Origin of the sequence: Maridesulfovibrio bastinii DSM 16055 (assembly GCF_000429985.1) — a bacterium.
GTDB lineage: Bacteria > Desulfobacterota > Desulfovibrionia > Desulfovibrionales > Desulfovibrionaceae > Maridesulfovibrio > Maridesulfovibrio bastinii.
Window position 1 is genome coordinate 1 of the sequence record NZ_AUCX01000035.1, and the last position, 18,787, is coordinate 18,787.

Here is an 18,787-nt window from a genome sequence, read left to right on the forward strand (position 1 = left end):
AACCAGCGATAAGCCATATTGACTTGTATTTCTTTGACAAGACGCCTCTCACTGCGAATTCCAAATATATACCCAATAAATAACATCTTAAAAAGAACAACTGGATCAATTGCTGGACGACCATTGTTCTCACAGTAAAGATGCTTGGTCTTCTCTCGAATAAATGAAAAGTCGATAAACTTATTTATTTTTCGAAGTAAATGGTTTTCAGGAACCAGCTCTTCAATTGTTACTAGCTCAACAGTGACTTGCTTTTGATCAGATTTTTTTAACATGCAAATAATATAAAAAAGTCCCCGCCAAAAGGCGAGGACTTTGTCATCAATCTGAAATAAAAGAATCCCTGCCGCAAGGCAGGGATTCTTTTATTTAAAATCAGATTTATATATCTAATGTTCTCATACATGATCTAAGTTGGAGCTCCTGAAGAATCAGCCTCTCATACTCAGGGTTATACTGAATATTTGCTTGCTGAATCTGTTCAGGGCTTTCCTGAGCCAGCATTTTGGCAAGAAACTGTGTTTCTTCCCAAAAATCAAGTAGTTCATCGTTTGCCAGAGCTTTGATCTGGTCTTCAACAGTAATATTATCTGTTGCTGAAAATTGAGCCATGCAGACTTTTGCCCTCCAGAGTGTAAAAAATGACTGAATGGTTTTACCTTTCTGTCAAAAGATGAAATAGTCATTTATAGAGGTAGAGTCAAATTTTAGCTGAGGACATTTGTTAAATTTGAATTAATAATTGATTTTTCTTATTTAAGTTGCAAAATTAAAAATAGAATTATATACTATTTTTGTTTTCATGTGATTGTAAGCAATTTCAGATTTGCTTCAAATATAGGGGGGCATCTATGGAAGAAGAGGAAAAAAAGCGTCAGGATGCTGAACTCATACAGCTCGTCACTTTTAGTATCGGCGATGAAGAGTTTGGTGTAGATATCCTCAAAGTTCAGGAAATCATACGGACAATGGAAATAACCAGAGTCCCCAGAGCCCCTGAATTTGTTGAGGGTGTTATAAACCTGCGCGGAAAAGTTATTCCTATAATTGATCTTCGCAGACGTTTTGGGTTGCCTACAAGGGATCATGATCAGCACACAAGGATTATAGTTATTGAAATCAGCAACATGATTGTTGGTTTTGTTGTGGATTCTGTTTCAGAGGTGTTAAGAATTCCTGAAGGTACGGTTGAGCCGCCACCGCCGGTTGTTTCCGGTCTTGAGTCGGAATATATCAGTGGTGTAGGTAAACTTGAAGACCGACTTTTGATTCTTCTTGATCTTGACAGGCTTTTATCAAGTGATGAGCAGGAGCAACTTGCACAGGTTTAAGTTTTTGAAAAGATATGTAGTTGATTTGTTTTGACGGATTAAGAAACTGGACATATCTGTTGAATGCTGAGAAATATAAGCCGTTCCGATTTTATCGGGGCGGCTTTTTTTATGGTAAATATAATTTGTTTTTTGTTTAATACAAAGAATTGTTTATTCTATATCTATATTCATTTTTTGGGAGTTTTGTTTGACTTTTCCTTCAATATTATCACCTTTTACCCATGGTGAAGGGAATACTGTTCGCATTTTTAAAAGTGGTCCCGGAACACAGGCTTTCATAGCTCATCACCTTCATTCTAAGGGGCAACCTGTTGTTGTGGTTGTTCCAGGTGCCAAAGAATATTCTGAACTGAAAAATATTTTAAAACTACTTAGTGAAAATAACACAAAAAAGAAGCCCCAAGAAAATACCTCATGGGATAATGAATGGCAGTTTTTACCTCCGTGCCTTCCCAAGAGCTCTAATTCTTCTGATTGGGCTGAACGCTGGTCAACATTGTATGCTTTGACTGCAGGTGGAAAACCTAAATCCGTTTTACTTACAGTCGATAATTTTCTTTTTAAATGGCCGGCTCCATCATTTCTTGAAAATAATTATATTCTTCTTGCCAAGGGTGAGGAGATGGTTCCCGAAATGTTGATGGAACAGGCCGTTGTCTGGGGCTATACCAGAACAAGGCTTGTCTCATCACCCGGTGAAATGTCCATGCGTGGTGATATTCTGGATATTTATCCTCCTGGATATCAATTGCCTGTCAGGATTGAATTTTTCGGGGATACAATAGATGAAATAAGGCTTTTTGATCCATCAAGTCAAAGGAGTAAAGCTGATCTTGATGAGTTGACAGTCCTCCCTGTTGCGCCGGCTATTTTGACTGACGAGAATATCAGCTGCGCAAGAGAGCACTGGGAGCAACTAAAGAAAACAGGTGAAATTGGCGCTTCCGAAATATCACATCTTACAGAGTTACTAGATAATTCAAACGGTATGATCTGGCCGGGATTGTTTTATCCGGAAACAGTTGATTTGAATTCCTTTCTAGAGAGTAACCCTGTTTATATATTATCTTCTGCTTCAAATCTGAGAGAGCGTTTACAGGATCAGGAGCATAGCTGGAATAATTTTCTTAAAGACGACTCCAGCGGAACAGGCTTGCGCTGGCCTGTTCATCAGATTTGCTGGAATGAAGAAAGGGCCAGATCTGTATGGCGCAAGAATAGGCAGATTGTGTTTGAAGATTTGATTATTGGTCGTGAAAGAGACGGAATTGATTTGGTGGAAAATCCGTTTTCGTCATTTTCGGATGTATTCTGGAAACCGGAGCAATCCAAAAGGCCTTGGGCTTCGCTGGTTTCAGGGCTTAAAGAATGGAAATCTGAGCGGTTTCAAACCGTATTGAGTTTCCGTACTGAGAGGTCAAGATCTAAATTCCTTTCTTTGATTGAACCAGAACAATTAGCTATTTCAACAGAATATTCTCCTCTAAATAAAGGTATTTACGCCCTGATTTCTCCGTTTAAGTATGGAATGGACCTCGAATGGTGCCAAAGTCTTATCCTTGGAGAGGAGGTCCTTCAGCCTGAATCGTCAGGTGGGACACGTGTAAGGGATAAAGCTTTTAAGGGTATGACTTCATATGAGGACCTTTTACCTGATGATCTTCTGGTCCATCGCGACTATGGTCTGTCAAGATTTGGTGGTTTGCATCACTTAAAAATCGGTGATGTTGAAAACGATTACCTACTATTGTTTTTTGATGATGAGGATAAATTGTATGTCCCCGTTGACAGGCTGAACCTTGTTCAGAAATTTAAAGGTCCTGAGGGAGCCTCTCCTGTCCTAGACAAGCTGGGGGGAGCCCGTTGGGCAAAGACCCGTGAAAAAGTTCGCAAGGCAATTGAAAAAATAGCCGGAGAACTTGTGGAAATGTATGCATACCGTAAAGTTGCAAAAGGATATGCGTATGGCCCTGTAGACGATTTATACTGGGAGTTTGAAAGCACTTTTGGATTTGAAGAGACACCTGATCAGGAAAAAGCTATTCAGGATGTTTTCAGAGATATGGAAAAACCGGAACCAATGGATCGGCTGGTATGCGGAGACGTTGGTTTTGGTAAGACCGAGGTTGCTTTGAGGGCTGCATTTAGAGCTGTTCTTGACGGCAAACAGGTTGCTTTGCTGTGTCCGACAACTGTACTTGCAGAGCAGCATTATCAGACTTTTACAAGGCGTATGGAAGGCTTTCCTGTCAACATCGGCTTGTTGAGCAGATTTGTGACCGGAGCCAGAAGTAAAAGGATTTTAGAGCAGGCTGCATCTGGAGAATTGGATATACTTATCGGCACGCACAGAATGCTTTCTAAGGATGTCGAATTGCCCGAATTAGGACTGCTGATTCTTGATGAAGAACAAAGATTTGGAGTTAGGCATAAAGAACGGGTTAAAGAGTTTAAAAAGAATATTGATGTTCTTACATTAACAGCTACTCCAATTCCAAGAACATTACAGCTGTCACTTTCAGGAGTGCGGAGCTTAAGTACTATAGAAACTCCCCCTGTGGATAGAAAGCCTGTAGAGACGGCCTTGATTGAGAGGGATGAAAGTATGTTGAGGTCCGTTGTTCAACGAGAGCTTGAACGCGGAGGACAGATTTTTTGGGTTCATAATCGTGTACAGGGACTTGAACGTGTTGTGGAGTTTGTTAGAAAGCTTGCCCCTGATGCCCGTATAGGTATGGCTCATGGGCAAATGGGAGAGAGGGCTCTAGAAGATACAATTCATAAATTCTGGCATCAGGAGCTTGATATTCTTGTTGCTACGGCAATTATTGAATCCGGCCTTGATTTCCCGAATGCAAATACTCTGATTGTTGATCAGGCCCAAATGTTCGGCCTTGGGCAGCTTTATCAGTTGCGTGGCAGGGTTGGACGAAGTACCAGACAGGCTTATGCGTATTTTGTTGTGTCATCCCTTGATTCACTCTCGCAAAAAGCAAAACGCAGAATGCAGATTATTTTGCAACTTGATTACCTTGGAGCGGGTTTTAAAGTTGCTATGGAAGATTTACGACTCAGAGGTGCCGGTAATATCCTTGGCGAAGTTCAGTCGGGACAGATCGCTAAGGTTGGTTTGGACCTCTTTCTTGAAATGCTGGATGAGGAAGTGCGGCGCATCAAAGGAGACGGGGCTGCTTCCGCAAGTGAGCCTGAAATTAATTTTGTCTTTCGCGCTCATCTTCCTGAAGAATTTGTTCCTGATCCACGGGAGCGGTTACGTTACTACAGGGCTCTTTCTTCAGCAAAAGATGAATCCAGAATAGAAGAGCTTGCAGCCGAGATTAAAGACAGGTTTGGACATTTCCCTCAGGAAGTTGAGAATTTTGTATCAGTTTTATATTTAAAAAGACTACTTTCTAGATTACGAGTGGCCAAGGCTGATTTATTCCCTGCAAGGGTTGTATTAAGCTGGAATGAAGATGAGTCGTTTATTGACCTTTCCAAGTTGATAAAGTGGGTTGAGGAGCGTCATGATCATGTAAAACTTCTTCCTCCTGCAAAGCTTGAGTTGCGTTTTGAAGCTGGCAAAGGGGTTGCAGCTGGATTGAACGAAGTATGCAATGAACTTAATTCATTGGAAGATTGATCTAAATATTTTTTTAAATTAATTGTCAGCATTTTTGGAAAATTTTAATGAGAAAAACTATATTTTGTTTGCTTGTTTTTTGCCTCATCTTAACTGGGTGTCAGGGAAAAAGTGATGAGCCGGGTGTTATCGCCAGAGTTAATGGCCAACCTGTATACCTTGCGCAACTTGAGTATCAGTATGATCTGAATCATGAAGGCAGTGAAGATTTTGTCCCCTCTGTTGAACAGGTTCGGGAGGAATATCGGCATATTTTAAATGACCTCATAATTCAAAAACTTGTGATGCAGGAACTGATGGAAAGAGGTATTCCTGTAACTTCTCAAGATGTTAAAAATGCAGAAAATACTGTAAGAGAAGACTATCCTGACGGGGCTTTTGAACAGACTCTTATTGAAGAGTATATAAATATTGATGATTGGCGGGAACAGTTGCGGAATCAGCTTGGTATGGATAAATTTTTTAAACAGGTACTGCGCCCTGAAATTAAAATAGATTATAAAGAAGCTGAAGAGTATTATCGAAAACATTTATCAGATTTTTATGTCCCCGCCGGAAGCCGGCTGCTCGTTGTCAGTGGACCAAGTAGAGACAGGGTTAGTCACGCAGTTGATTCTTTGATGAAAGGAGAGTCTCCTAAAATAGTTGCCTCAAAATTAAAACAGGTTAGAGTGCGTGAAACATGGATAAGAGATGGACAGTATCCTACTGAGTGGGAGAATGAAATTCACGATTTAAAAGTTGGTGAAGCAAGCCAGATTATGGTTAAAGACCGTAGTGTTATCTGCCTGATTCTTAAGGAAAAAAAAGAAGCTACATTGTTGACTCCTTCTCAGGCATATCCAACAGTTGAAAAGGTCCTCCTTGATAAAAAGCTTGATTCGGCTTTTAATTCCTGGCTTACTTCCAAGCTTAAAGTTTCAGATATAAAGATCAGTGAACATTTGCTTGAAAAGCATACAGAAAAGAATGTTGCTAAAAAGAAACCTTCTGAGACAGTTAGTGAATAAATTTGACCTGATTTATAGCTGAAAAGCTTTCTTGCATAGTTGTTTGAAAATGTTTAGTTAGGCATAGTTAATATAGCGTGAAATATTATTTATAATGATTATATTTTTAATCATATTTCACTTAGTCTTTAATCTCAAAATAACATCAGGAGCCGCACAATTGAAGCGTGTAGTCCTTACTTTTATATTGTCTGCTATTTTAGTTTTTCCGTCTTACAGTTTTGCTGCTGAAAAGATCATCGATGGTATTGCTGCTGTAGTGAATGGTGAAGTTATAACACTTTACGATGTTAATAAAGGTATGGAGCCTGTTCTTAACCAGTTTAAAGGCCGCGAGATCAGTGATGTTGAGAAAGATCAGATCGAAGCATTCCGTAAACAGCTTCTTGATAGAATGGTGAATGACGCTATCCTTGAACAGGAGGCCAAAAGTCTCGGGGTAAGTGTTTCAGAAGATGATGTGAACGGGGAGCTGCAGTCTATCATGGAGAACAGCAATATTTCCAAAGAAGAACTTGAAAAAAAGTTGCAGCTTCAGAAAACCAATCTCACAGACTTTAAAAATAAAATTAGAGATAATATCCGTAAACACCGTTTGTTGAATTATAAAGTAAAAAATAAAGTTGTTGTTACTGAAGAAGAAATGGAGAAGTACTGGAATAGTACTCAGTCTGCATCCGGAGCTTCAAAGCCTAAAAAAATGCATCTTAAACTTATTCTATTTCCTAAGGGAGTGGATGCTGCTGCAATTCGTACAGAGATAATGGATAAAAAGGTTACCTTTGAAGAAGCCGCAGATAAGTACACTCAGGGACCGGGTTCCGGTCAGGGCGGCGACCTTGGTGACTTGAGTTTAAAGGATCTTGCTGAAACATGGCAGGATGTCCTGAAAGGTTTAAAGCCGGGTGAGATAAGTGAAATTTTTAATGTTCAGGGCATGGATGCTGTGTTAAAGCTTGATTCATATGTGGCTGAGAAAAAAGCCAGTTTTGAAGAGATGAAAGATAAAATTTATGATAAGCTTTATGGTGAAAAGCAGGATGCAGTTTTTGCCGATTATATAAAGAAATTGCGGGAAAAAGCTGTCATCGAGATTAAATAGTCAGAGTTAAGTTTATAGCACAGCGTATTCTTATTTATGTGCCGGGGGAGGTTGGATAACTGTGCTTATCGGAATTATTAAAATTTGATGTTAGAGCTGGCTACCCCGTTAAGGGTTCAGACAGCCTAAAAAAAGAGTATGGTAAGAGGATCGTATGAATCTTAAAGAGCTAGGCTCCCGGTTAAAAGAAGAGCGGCTGCGTCAGGGCTTGAGTGTTGCTGAAGTCATGGAGCAGACTAAAATAAGCAGACGCAATATTTTGGCTATTGAGTCAGGGGATGAGTGTGAAATGCCTCATCCTGTATATGCTAAAGGCTTTGTAAAGATTTATTCCAAAACCCTTGGCTTTGATCCCGAGGAGTTTGGGGAAGAATTTTCCAAAAGTTGTCCTATCGAGTCTGAATATGATGACATGGAAGTTTGCCAGGCCGTTAGCAATGAATACGATGAAAAGCAGATAATCTCCTCTATTAAAGAGAAAAAGAAATCTGGTTTCCCCGTTGTTCTATTAATTGTTATCGTTATTATTGCCGCTTGCGGTGTGGCCTATTATTTTAATAGGGATACAATCGGTAATTTCATTAGCAATAGTGATAATTCTACTCATATTGAAGAAAATTCAGCTTCCTTGAATTCCGCTAAGGATAATGAAGACATTTCTGCCAATTTACCTGATCAATCTGAAATTGCTGAAGAGCAATCTGATCAGGTCAATTCTGTTTCGTCTTCAGATGAGAAGGTTGAAGCAGAAGTGAATAGCAATTCACATATATCTCAATCTTCAGATAGTACTGAGAAGACCGAGACTTTGCACGAGGATAATGCTGAATCGCAAGTCTCATCTGCGGCTGAAACGAATGTGGCTATTGTTGGGAATCAGGTCGTGATTAGAGCCAAAAAGGAAGAATCATGCTGGATGGAGATAATCGCGGATGAGTCTTCAGCAAGAAATGTTATATTAAAGGATGGTGAGAGTATAACATTGCCATATAGAAATTCATTACAGGTTAAGTTTGGTAATTCCAATGGAGTCACCATAACAAAGAATGGAAATGATTATCCGGTCGAGAGTTCGGATGGAAGAGTTCAGACAATTATTTTTTCTAAATAGTACCAGTTTGGAGTTCAGAGCTTATGGAATGCACTGATAAGGCTCTGATTTTAAGGACCGGAAAATTTAGGGAATATGATGTCTGGGTTCGGTATATCTCTGCATCAAGAGGTGTGCAGACGGCTTTTGCTTTTGGTGGAAGTCGCAGCAGAAAAAGGTTCGGCGGTTGTCTGGAACCTTTTTCTCATGTTGTTTTTAAAGTTGGAGCCAATAAAACCGGATCTTATCAGGTCTTGTCGGAAGGTAGTCTGATTAAAAGCTTTAACAGTCTTCGCAGTAATCACCGTAAAATCGGTCTTGCTGCCAACTGTGTCAAGTTTGTTGATTCTATAAATTTTGATAATGATTCTGCCAGACGCATATTTGAACTTCTTCTACAAACCCTTACAGTTATTGACGCAGAGGACCCTGATGACTTTTTCCCGCTTTTGTTCAGAACGAAAGTCGCTTTTGAGCAGGGATTCAAACCGGACTTTACAATTTGCGGTCGATGCGGCAAACCTCTTTTTGGGAATCACAACTATTCTTTTGATATAGAGAAGGGAGTTGCTCTTTGTGTTGAGTGTGACCCGGCCTTGAAAGGTTTTGCAGTCAGCTCATTCACTCTTAGAACTCTTTCCTGGATTCAGGATACTGATCCTGACCATTGGGCGCATCTTCATATACCCTCGGAAGTCAGAAGCGAGTGTTTTAAAGTTATGGATAGGTTTATGGCATACCACCTCGGGCTTGTGTGGGAAGAGGCCGGTTATCGCAGGGTATAAATGGTTTTATAAAGTTGTGTTTCTAGTTTTGATTGGTGCTTGAGACTAAGAACTTTATTGCATAGTTGATTAAATAAATTTTAGGTTTTTTCTGCTCTTACAGGGAAAACTGCTGGTACGAAATCTTTCCGTCAGATCTAGGGCCATTATCATGACCATCCATGATCGGGAAAAAATTATATTCAGATGTGAGGAAACTTGATGAACTTTCAAAGCATGATCCTGAATCTTCAAAAATTCTGGGCTGATTACGGTTGTTGCATGGTGCAGCCATTCGACATTGAAGTTGGAGCTGGAACATTCAACCCTTCAACTTTTTTCAGGGTTATCGGGCCGGAACCATGGAATACTGCCTATGTTGAACCTTCCCGCCGTCCAACTGACGGGCGTTACGGAGAGAATCCGAACAGGCTTCAGCATTACTTTCAGTTTCAGGTAATATTGAAACCTTCTCCGGAGAATGTTCAGGAACTTTATCTTAATAGTTTGAAAGTTCTTGGAATCAGAGCAGATGAGCACGATATACGTTTTGTTGAAGATGACTGGGAATCTCCTACTCTGGGGGCCTGGGGTCTTGGATGGGAAGTATGGCTTAATGGCATGGAAGTCACTCAGTTTACCTATTTCCAACAGGTTGGCGGTATTGACCTCAGTCCGGTATCCGTTGAGATTACTTATGGTCTTGAGCGGCTTGCCATGTACTTGCAGGGAAAAGAATCTGTTTATGATCTTATGTGGAATGATAAGGTAACTTACGGTCAGATCTTCCATAGAAATGAGGTTGAACAGTCTACTTATAATTTTGAAGTCAGCGATTCTGCCATGTTACTGGATCTTTTCAATAAGTATGAGGCTGAAAGTAAAAAAGTAGCAGAAGCTGGTCTTGCTATGCCTGCTTATGATTACTGTTTAAAATGTTCCCATACCTTCAATCTTCTGGATGCCAGAGGAGCTATTTCGATAACTGAACGTGCAGCTTATATAGGAAGAGTGCGGGCTCTTGCTTCCGCTGCGGCAAGACTTTATGCCGCTCAGCGCGAAGAAATGGGTTATCCAATGCTCAATAACAAATAAAAAACGGAAACTGTCATGGCAGATTTTATACTTGAAATTGGAATTGAGGAAATGCCCGCACGCTTTGTTCCGCGTCTGGGTGAAGATATAGAGAAAATTTTCAGAACCCTTTTAACTGATAAAATGATCGGTTTTGAGGATGTTAAGACGTATGCCACTCCACGTAGGCTCAGCGTTTTGGTCGCCGGTATGGATGCCGCTCAGAAGAAGGTAGAAGAAGAAGTTTCCGGCCCACCGGCACGGATAGCATACGATGCAGATGGAAAACCCACAAAAGCTTGTGAAGGTTTTGCAAGATCACAGGGCATTTCTTTAGACGATATTTATACAATTAATACTGATAAGGGTGAATATCTGGCAGCTAAAAAGACCATAGGCGGTTCCAATACTGTTGATATTTTACCTGAAATCTGCCTTAACGCTATCTCAAGCCTCAGCTTTCCTAAAAAAATGAAATGGGGAAGTCTTGATTTTCATTTTGGACGTCCGCTTCGCTGGCTGCTTTGTCTCTTCGGGGATACCGTTGTAGAGTTTGAGCTTGCTGGAATGAAGTCCGGTCGACTGACCTATGGACACAGGGTTATGGGGCCCGGACCTTTTGATGTTCCTGAAGCCTCAGCATATCTTGATATTATCAAGAACAAGTGTTCAGTAATTATTTCCCCTGAGGAAAGAGCCGACTTTGTCCGTGATGAAGGTAACAGGCTGGCATCCGAACTTGGCGGAGCTGTTGTATGGAAGGAAAGCCTTCTTGATGAAGTCAGCAACCTTGTAGAACTTCCTCGGCCGATAATAGGTCATTTTGATGAATCTTTTCTAGAGCTTCCTGCTGAGGTCCTTCTGACAAGTATGGAAAGTCATCAGAAATGTTTCGGAATCCAGAAAGAAGATGGAAAGCTTCTGGCGCATTTTCTCTGTACTTTGAATCTTGAGCCTAAAGATTATGACTTGGTCCGCAAGGGATGGGAAAAAGTACTTCGAGCCAGACTTGAAGATGCAAGATTTTTCTGGGCAAAAGATTTGGCTACAGACTTTCAGGTTTGGCTTGATAAACTTGAGCATGTTGTTTTCCTTGGTCCTTTAGGTTCAATGGGTGACAAATCAAGAAGAATTGAGAAGCTTGGAGCGAAAATCGCAGCTAAGGTTGAACCAGATCTTCAGACTGAAATGGCCCGTGCAGGTCGTATTGCAAAGGCAGACCTTGTCTCTGAGATGGTTAACGAGTTTGATAGCCTGCAGGGTAAAATGGGTGGCATTTATGCCGAAAAGAAAGGCGAGGAAGATGTTGTTTGTAAAGCCGTTTATGAACATTACCTCCCCGCTGGAGCAGAAACGCCTGTTCCGTCCTCCATTGGCGGAGCGATAATCTCAATTGCTGATAAAGCGGATACTCTTGTAGGTTGTTTCGGACTGAACAAAATTCCTACCGGCGCAAATGATACCTATGCCCTCAGACGTGCTGCTCTGGGTATAATACGGATTCTTTTGAATTTTGAATTTCAGGTTGATGTAAATATACTTTTTGAATTGGCATGGGATGCATATTCTAAAGATATTAAATGGAAACTGTCTAAATCTGAAACTCTGGCAAAATTGAATGATTTTATCGCCAATAGACTGCGGTCATACTTCACAGGTCAGGGATTTAAAACCCGTGTTGTTGATGCTGCTCTTGGTGCAGGCTTCTCTGATATGTCATCACTAAAAGCCCGTATAGAAGCGTTATCTGATTTCAGCAAAGAGGATGATTTTGAGCAGGCAGTGCTTACTTTTAAAAGAGCTGCAAATATTATCCGTAAGCAGGGTTCAGAAGAGGGTCTTGTGCTGACTGGTGGTTTTGATATGGACAGTCTTGTTGAACCTCAGGAAAAAGCTTTGGCAGAAAAAATTGATGACACCTCAGAAAGATTTAATTCCTTATGGGAACAGAACAATTTTGCCAGCCTTCTTGGTGTTCTTGGAGAGTTGAGACCATACGTTGATGATTTCTTTGATCATGTTATGGTTATCTGTGATGATGAGGGTCTCAAAATGAATAGATTAAATTTGCTGAAGGCTCTTGTTGACAGATTAAGCAGATTAGCTGACTTTAGTGCCCTGCAGGTTTAAGATTAAATTTATATTAATAGTTGATTGAATCAAGTTTAAGCTTGACAAAGATATTGATCATTGGTTAATGACCCCTTTCGGTTTGCACGCAACACCTGCTTTGCAGGGAAATAAATAGAAATTTAATATACAGGAGAATTACCTTGGCGAATCACAAGTCCGCACTTAAAAGGCACCGTCAGAGCTTGGTCCGTAATCATCGTAACACAATGGTTCGTACCCGTATTAAAAACGTAGTTAAAGAAGTTCGTACCGCTGTTGAAGCAAATGATAAAGAAAATGCTTCAGTTGCTCTGACCAAGGCTGTCTCAGTTCTTGATAAGGCTGCTTCTAAGAAAGTTATACACGCTCGTTGTGCTGCTCGTAGAATTTCACGTCTTCAGACTGCAGTAAATAAGCTTTCCTAGTAAGTTAGCATATTTTTGTTTTTTTAGCCCGCTGTATTGATATACAGCGGGCTTTTCTTATATGCACAGTGCCGTATTGGATGTGGAAAAAACGTTTTGTTTCAGATAGTAATTCAGGATAACATTCAGAGAATAACTATTCTTCATCTGTTTTGGATCTGACCGTTTAAAAGGAGCTAATTTTTGAGGATAATCGTCATAGGAGCTGGGGAAGTCGGCTTTAATGTCGCCAGACGTCTGGCCAGCGAAAACAAGGATGTTGTCGTTATTGATTTACAGAGTTCCGCTCTGAAACGAGTTTCAGAAACTTTGGATGTTCAGACAATCAAAGGATCTGGTTCCAGTCCTGAAGTATTGAAAAAAGCAGGAATTGAGAATGCTGATATCCTTTTAGCTGTTACTGATAAGGATGAAATAAATCTTCTAGCATCTTTTTTTGCGAATAAAATTTCATCTGATCTTATCAAGTTGGCCAGAGTTCGTAATGACGATTACATAAGTTATTCAGACATGTTCCAGAGTGGGGACCTGAATATCGACACAATTATCAATCCCGATCAGGAAGTTGTTGAGTCCATACTGCGACTTATGAGTGTGCCCGGTGCCGTAGAGATTAATGAATTTGTTAATGGTGAAGTCCGCCTGATAGGAGTTAAAATTCCTGAAGCTAGTCCTTTGAGCGGAGTTTTATTAAAGAATATTAAAGATTCGCTTGGAGATATAAATGTTGTTGTTGCCGCTCTGGTCCGTGAAGACCGGTTGATTATACCCGGTGGTGAAGATCGGATTAAGGAAGGTGATATTGTTTATTTTACATGTATTAATAAAAATCAGACAACCTTATTGAAATCAGCAGGTATATTAACAGAACCAGTCCACAAAGTTCTTATCGTTGGTGGAGGTAATGTAGGTTATCTGCTGGCACAGACTCTGGATAACCGTAAATATCACACCAGACTTCTTGAATGTAATCCTGATAGGTGTGAATTTTTGTCGGAGAATCTCAACAGGGTTATTGTCTTACAAGGTGATGGGACAGATCAGGAGCTTCTGAAAGAAGAAAACATCGGTGAAATGGATATGGTCATTTCTGTAACCGGAGATGAGGAAATGAATATCCTGACATGTCTGCTGGCGAAAAAAATGGGTGCTCGTAAGACCATTACCCGAATAAATAATTTTGCATACATGCCTTTGATTCAACCTCTTGGTATAGATCATCTGGTTTGCCCGAGACTCTCAGCTATTAATTCCATTTTGCGTTTTGTCAGACGTGGAAAAGTCCTGTCAGCAGTTTCTATTAAAGGTGATGAAGCTGAAGTTCTTGAGGCTATAGCTCAGGAGAAATCTAAAATTGTTGGTAAGCCGATAATGGACTTAGGTCTTCCGAAAGGATCTCTTATACTATGTTTTCAGCGTGGTGATAAGGTTATTATCCCCACAGGAATGACTGTAATTGAGCCTCAGGACAGACTTCTAATTATTTCTACACGCAGTACCATTCCGGACATTGAGGAAGCTTTGACAACCACTCTGGAGTTTTTTTGATGCGCTGGAATATATGCCTTCATATAATCGGAGCTTTGACAATCTGTGTCGGGCTTTGCATGTTTTTCCCATTATTTTTCTCCGTGTATTATGCGGATTCAGGGGTGACACCTTTTTGCTGGTCTATAATAATTACCCTGATTTGCGGTGCTATACTGTTTTTCTGCTTTAAAGACAGTAGTGCCGGGAAGGGCTTGAACCATAGAGAAGGAATGGCAATAGTTGCTCTAGGCTGGATTATGGCCGGCCTTTTTGGCAGTTTGCCGTTTTTGATTGGTGGAGTGTTTCAATCTCCTGTCGATTGTGTCTTTGAATCGCTTTCCGGATTTTCCACTACCGGAGCTTCGGTAATGACGGATATAGAAAGTGTTGCAAAGGGAATTTTATTCTGGAGGAGCCTTACCCATTGGCTGGGCGGTATGGGGATAATTGTCCTTTCGTTAGCAATACTGCCGTTCCTTGGTGTAGGTGGGATGCAGTTGTATAAAGCGGAAGTTCCGGGTCCTGTTCCTGATAAACTTAAGCCCAGAATAAAAGATACCGCAGTAGCATTATGGAAGGTTTATCTTCTTTTCAGCCTTATTGAAACAGTACTGCTTATGTTTGGTGGAATGAATTTATTCGATTCTTTGTGCCATACGTTCGGTACCTTGGCTACTGGAGGTTTTTCTACCAAAAATCCTTCTGTAGCATATTACGACAGTGCTTATATTGATTATGTTATTACTTTTTTTATGCTCGTTGCCGGTGTAAACTTTTCGCTTCATTACCAAATGTTGAAAGGCCGTCCATTAGCATTCTGGCGGGATCCTGAGTTCAGATTTTTCAGCATAGTCACTATTGCGGTAACTGTAATTATTACTGTGAGTCTTTATACCTCTAATATTTACGATAATATTGCCGATGCCTTCAGGTATTCATCGTTTCAGGTTGCTTCAATTATGAGTACTACAGGATATGCAACTGCAGATTATGAAACATGGCCTGCTATATCACAGGCTCTGTTGCTGTTTTGCATGTTTCTTGGAGGGTGCGCCGGATCTACGAGCGGAGGTATGAAACATCTAAGGATAATGCTGCTTTTAAAGCATTCTTATCAGGAACTTTTGCGATTGATACATCCGCGGCAGATAAGCAGAGTTAAACTTGGCAAGACTGTAGTTCAGCCTGAAGTTCTCAATGGAATACTTGGATTTGCTGTTCTGTGGCTGGGGTTATTTATCATTTGCGGTTTTATTGTTGCGGCAACAGGAGTTGATGTTACATCCTCATTTGCCGCATCACTGGCTTGTATTGGAAATATAGGGCCGGGAATAGGAAGCGTTGGACCAACTGATAATTATGCGCATATTCCCGAGCTTGGGAAATGGGCTCTTATTTTTTGCATGCTTCTGGGAAGATTAGAAATATATACGGTTGTAGTTTTGTTTGTTCCCGAATTCTGGAGAAAATAATAGGGCAGAAAGATATATTGTGTTTTTATAAATCGTTTTAAATATAGGGGGACAGAGAAGATGAGAATTAATGAATACGGAGATCATATAGGATATTTATAGGATAAATGTAGGTAGAATATAGGCTTACAAGAGTTATGACATAAATTTTAGGGCAAATGGTCTAGTTGAGAAAATAGACCATTTGCCCTTTGTTTTAGACACTCAAGATGAGAAACATTCTAAACCGATGTCAAACTTTTAGTCGTGTTACGATATGATTGCATATTCTCTGTGTAGTCACCATGCATAAAGCTTTTATGTAAAATTTCTTTTGTATTAGATTGTGCTATTTCCAAATTTGTATTTAACCATTCTTCGTCAGCTTTTGTTAGGTTAAAGCTATATAGTTCTGATATAAAATTTATCTTTCTATCTGCTGAGTTAATAATAAATTTAAATTTGTATTCGCCAGCTTTCCAGATATATGAGTCCTTAATAAAATCTTCAACTTCATACCAACCATCAATGGATTCCATATATTCTTTAAAGCTCTTATTACCGGTTCTTTTTAAATTCCGCTCGAACCTGTCCACATATGGGGTAAGAATATCATTTTTTTTAATTGTTTTGTTCCGCTCTTGAAATACAATAGATAGAAGTTGTACATTCTCTTTAGGTAAAAAGATCATTATAGCGTCTGACAAAAAAGTATTGGTTATTTTATTTCCAGAGCTATCTATACTAGAATTTTCTACGGCGCTTGAAATTGAAAACCATTTAAAAAAAGCTTCACTTTTGTCCTCATATTGGAGTTCTATGTCAATTTCATTAATTCTTGCTGATTTATTTTCACTTACAAAAGCTACAGGTAATCTTATAGATGGCCCATTTATATCATGTGAAAGAATTATTTTTTTTGCATGAAGTGAAACTTTAGCTTTAGAAAATAATTTTATAGCTAAGGTTATTAGATATGGAATCCAAGCTCCTGCACCAACTATAGCTATAATCAGTGTCCAAAAATCCGAGCCAGTATCACCTTGCATAATTAGGCCTTCTTGATATTTTATTTACAATTAATGGGGCATGAAAATCAATACTCCTGCCCCATCTATTCTTTTTTTATATTTTATCCGACCCTGAGTCTTTCTTCGTCTTTATTATCTCCGTCAGGCGCTGCTCTAGCCTTTATTTCTGCCAGCTCTACTCTCAGATCGCTGTTCTCGCGCATCAGCTTGCGGTTTTCTTTCATAAGTTCCCGGTTGTCCTGCATTAGCTCCCGGCTCAAATCCCTTTCTTTTGAAAGTTCAGCTTCTAACACTTCACAGCGAACGCATTGTCCTTCCTTATTAGGACGAGGTTGAGCTGCTGCCCCTCGTTTCCGGGGGCCTTCTCCGAATAACAGCCAATTAGCTTCAATCTCAAATGTTGTGCATAAAGACTGAATAAATTGTGCGTCAGGAAGTCCTACACCTCTCTCATAACGACTAAGAGAATTTTTGTGTACTCCAAGCATTTCGGAAAAATGAGTCTGTAGCATTTCTCCTCTAACAGCCTTGATGCGGGCGCCAATAGTGTTGTCCAAGTTCTACTCCCAAAGTTGGACATTAAGTTGGACAGCCCTATATTGCTATAAAAAGTTAAGTTAATTGAATAAATAAGTTAATCTCATTTTTTCAAACTTAGACATCAAAAATTGTTGACTAAAAACAATTTTTGATATTAAAACATAACTCAAGGGCGGCAAACAAATCAACGAATCACTACCCAATGATTAGCACCCGCCCACACAGACGGTCAATGAAACAGTTCGGACGGTAATTTGAAGGAAAAAACGGGGCGGTAAAAAGTGCAGCAGCTTACACTTTTTCATGATGAAAAACAGGAAATGGAGTTTCAGAAGATGGCTACGGCGTTAGCCAGTCTGATGACCATGACCCGTTCCAATATGAATATAGTTGCCCAGAAGCACCCGGTTTTGTCCCGTGATCTGATTGCCGATCTGATGACCAAAATTTCCCGAACCTCCGGCGTGAACCTGAGCGGCACGAATGCCAAGAGCATCAAGACCGCCTCGCTCGAAAAGTGGGTCACACCGGGGGCGAGGGATCATCCTCCCAAATACGAGGCTATAGTGGCCTTCATGATGGTAACTGGCGACTTAAGCCCGCTTACGCCCCTGCTTGATGCCTTGGGGATAAAGATCATGACAAAAGAACAAGAAAAAAAGGTCGCTTATGCAGAGGCCATACTTAAAACCAAACGAGCTCAAGAAGAAAAAAGAAGACTGGAGGCGGAACTGAAATGATGAATGCAGCAGCAATCAATCCTCATGCCGGGGTTAAGGCCGGTAAGCATCGCAAGCCCTGGCGCATCAAGGAATGGATGAGCGGTAAGGGACTGGAACAGAAACACGTGGCGGAAAAGGCCGAAATCAGTGCCGTGTCCATCGTAAGCCGCACCATCAATGGCGGCGCGAATAATCGTAAGGTGTTGGCGGCCCTTAGAGATATGGGCTGTCCTGAAAAATATCTGGCTCTGCCGGAAGACATGAAAGGAGATTAATAATGCACGCTGAGCACTTGAGTTACCAGACTGATAAAGGGCGTGAATTGCAAGAAATGACAAAGCTCCTCCGCGCTCTTGGAGCCACAGAGGAGCAAATTCTGGAAACGATTATGGCCTACTGCAAGGGTGAATCTAACTCTAATTTTGCTCGTGACTTAAAGCTTTTTCTTGATCGTCATGATCGTCAGAGTTGAATTTTTCACTCAAAAATCGGGCTTCTTTCATAGCTGCCTTAAAGGCTTCCTCTTGTTCAAGCCCTTTTTCTCTATAGATCACGTAAATTTGAGTAATCAATAAGTGCAAAGAATTAGACATTTCCGGTTCTCCTTTCTGGTTAGAGTGTGAATATGAGTGACTAAATCACCTCTACCAGAAGGGGCCGGAACCAACAACAAACAAGCGACAGAACATCATGTGTAAGTATTACTCCACCGCAGAAATAGCAGAAAGTACAGGCTTTATCATAAGGACTGTTACTCGTCGTGCTAAACGTGAAGGTTGGCCGTCTCGCCCTCGTCAGGCCAAAGGCGGCGGTAGTGAGTATGCTTTTGACGGCCTGCCGGAAGCGGTGCAGACCGCGATTTTAAAAGCTGAGGCTGAAAAAGCTCCAGCCATTCAAATTGAAGACAATAAGGGACCACGCCTAGAGAATTTATCAGATAAAAAACGCGCCACAGCTCT

19 protein-coding genes are annotated in these 18,787 nt (G+C 40.5%); 14 read left to right on the plus strand and 5 right to left on the minus strand.

The window, feature by feature from the left end:
- Both G496_RS19885 and G496_RS0114245 read right to left on the minus strand, forming a co-directional pair.
- On the minus strand, nucleotides 1-275 hold a 275-nt coding region (locus G496_RS19885), incomplete at its 3' end, for a transposase (protein ID WP_034633428.1).
- Nucleotides 276-381: 106 nt separating this feature from the next.
- Nucleotides 382-612: a hypothetical protein gene (locus G496_RS0114245; RefSeq protein WP_027179863.1), complete on the minus strand. Its 231-nt coding sequence runs from the start codon at nucleotides 610-612 to the stop codon at nucleotides 382-384.
- A gap of 239 nt (nucleotides 613-851) precedes the next feature.
- Between G496_RS0114245 and G496_RS0114250 the strand changes: the two genes are divergently transcribed.
- From G496_RS0114250 to G496_RS0114300, 11 genes are all read left to right on the plus strand, one after another.
- Nucleotides 852-1,331, plus strand: a complete 480-nt coding sequence (locus G496_RS0114250) for a chemotaxis protein CheW (protein WP_027179864.1) — start codon at nucleotides 852-854, stop codon at nucleotides 1,329-1,331.
- 190 nt (nucleotides 1,332-1,521) lie between these two features.
- Complete coding sequence (gene mfd / locus G496_RS0114255) at nucleotides 1,522-4,977, plus strand: transcription-repair coupling factor (RefSeq protein WP_034633431.1); 3,456 nt, start codon at nucleotides 1,522-1,524, stop codon at nucleotides 4,975-4,977.
- A 47-nt stretch (nucleotides 4,978-5,024) separates the two neighbouring features.
- Nucleotides 5,025-5,987 (plus strand): SurA N-terminal domain-containing protein, encoded by a 963-nt coding sequence (locus tag G496_RS19890; RefSeq protein ID WP_034633433.1) that lies wholly within the window; start codon nucleotides 5,025-5,027, stop codon nucleotides 5,985-5,987.
- A gap of 160 nt (nucleotides 5,988-6,147) precedes the next feature.
- Nucleotides 6,148-7,089, plus strand: a complete 942-nt coding sequence (locus tag G496_RS0114265; RefSeq protein ID WP_027179866.1) for a SurA N-terminal domain-containing protein — start codon at nucleotides 6,148-6,150, stop codon at nucleotides 7,087-7,089.
- A gap of 154 nt (nucleotides 7,090-7,243) precedes the next feature.
- The gene (locus tag G496_RS0114270) at nucleotides 7,244-8,200 is read left to right on the plus strand and encodes a helix-turn-helix domain-containing protein (protein ID WP_027179867.1); all 957 of its coding nucleotides are present in this window, start codon (nucleotides 7,244-7,246) and stop codon (nucleotides 8,198-8,200) included.
- 23 nt (nucleotides 8,201-8,223) lie between these two features.
- On the plus strand, nucleotides 8,224-8,964 hold the full coding sequence (gene recO / locus G496_RS0114275) for a DNA repair protein RecO (RefSeq protein WP_027179868.1): 741 nt from the start codon (nucleotides 8,224-8,226) through the stop codon (nucleotides 8,962-8,964).
- A gap of 201 nt (nucleotides 8,965-9,165) precedes the next feature.
- Nucleotides 9,166-10,038, plus strand: a complete 873-nt coding sequence (glyQ, locus tag G496_RS0114280) for a glycine--tRNA ligase subunit alpha (protein ID WP_027179869.1) — start codon at nucleotides 9,166-9,168, stop codon at nucleotides 10,036-10,038.
- Between the two features lie 15 nt (nucleotides 10,039-10,053).
- Complete coding sequence (gene glyS, locus G496_RS0114285) at nucleotides 10,054-12,147, plus strand: glycine--tRNA ligase subunit beta (RefSeq protein WP_027179870.1); 2,094 nt, start codon at nucleotides 10,054-10,056, stop codon at nucleotides 12,145-12,147.
- Between the two features lie 143 nt (nucleotides 12,148-12,290).
- Entirely contained in the window at nucleotides 12,291-12,554 is a 264-nt protein-coding gene (gene rpsT / locus G496_RS0114290) for a 30S ribosomal protein S20 (protein ID WP_027179871.1), read from the plus strand.
- A 183-nt stretch (nucleotides 12,555-12,737) separates the two neighbouring features.
- Nucleotides 12,738-14,102 carry a Trk system potassium transporter TrkA gene (trkA, locus tag G496_RS0114295; RefSeq protein ID WP_027179872.1) on the plus strand — a complete coding sequence of 455 codons (1,365 nt, stop codon included), beginning with the start codon at nucleotides 12,738-12,740 and terminating at the stop codon, nucleotides 14,100-14,102.
- A complete protein-coding gene (locus G496_RS0114300; protein ID WP_027179873.1) occupies nucleotides 14,102-15,556 on the plus strand; it encodes a TrkH family potassium uptake protein in 1,455 nt (484 codons plus the stop codon). The genes trkA and G496_RS0114300 overlap by 1 nt, the downstream gene beginning before the upstream one ends.
- 221 nt (nucleotides 15,557-15,777) lie before the next feature.
- On the opposite strand, the gene G496_RS0114305 is transcribed toward G496_RS0114300, so the two are convergent.
- On the minus strand, nucleotides 15,778-16,584 hold the full coding sequence (locus tag G496_RS0114305; protein WP_027179874.1) for a hypothetical protein: 807 nt from the start codon (nucleotides 16,582-16,584) through the stop codon (nucleotides 15,778-15,780).
- 83 nt (nucleotides 16,585-16,667) lie between these two features.
- A complete protein-coding gene (locus G496_RS19895) occupies nucleotides 16,668-17,123 on the minus strand; it encodes a helix-turn-helix domain-containing protein (RefSeq protein ID WP_051295071.1) in 456 nt (151 codons plus the stop codon).
- 264 nt (nucleotides 17,124-17,387) lie between these two features.
- Here G496_RS19895 and G496_RS0114315 point away from each other — a divergent pair, with 264 nt between their 5' ends.
- Entirely contained in the window at nucleotides 17,388-17,846 is a 459-nt protein-coding gene (locus G496_RS0114315; protein ID WP_027179875.1) for a hypothetical protein, read from the plus strand.
- Nucleotides 17,843-18,103 (plus strand): hypothetical protein, encoded by a 261-nt coding sequence (locus tag G496_RS0114320; RefSeq protein ID WP_245577936.1) that lies wholly within the window; start codon nucleotides 17,843-17,845, stop codon nucleotides 18,101-18,103. Before G496_RS0114315 ends, G496_RS0114320 begins: the two co-directional genes overlap by 4 nt.
- A gap of 141 nt (nucleotides 18,104-18,244) precedes the next feature.
- Here the strand turns inward: G496_RS0114320 and G496_RS21300 are convergent, their stop codons facing one another.
- Nucleotides 18,245-18,421, minus strand: a complete 177-nt coding sequence (locus G496_RS21300) for a hypothetical protein (protein ID WP_169725770.1) — start codon at nucleotides 18,419-18,421, stop codon at nucleotides 18,245-18,247.
- Between the two features lie 97 nt (nucleotides 18,422-18,518).
- Here G496_RS21300 and G496_RS0114330 point away from each other — a divergent pair.
- On the plus strand, nucleotides 18,519-18,787 hold a 269-nt coding region (locus G496_RS0114330; protein WP_027179877.1), incomplete at its 3' end, for a DNA-binding protein.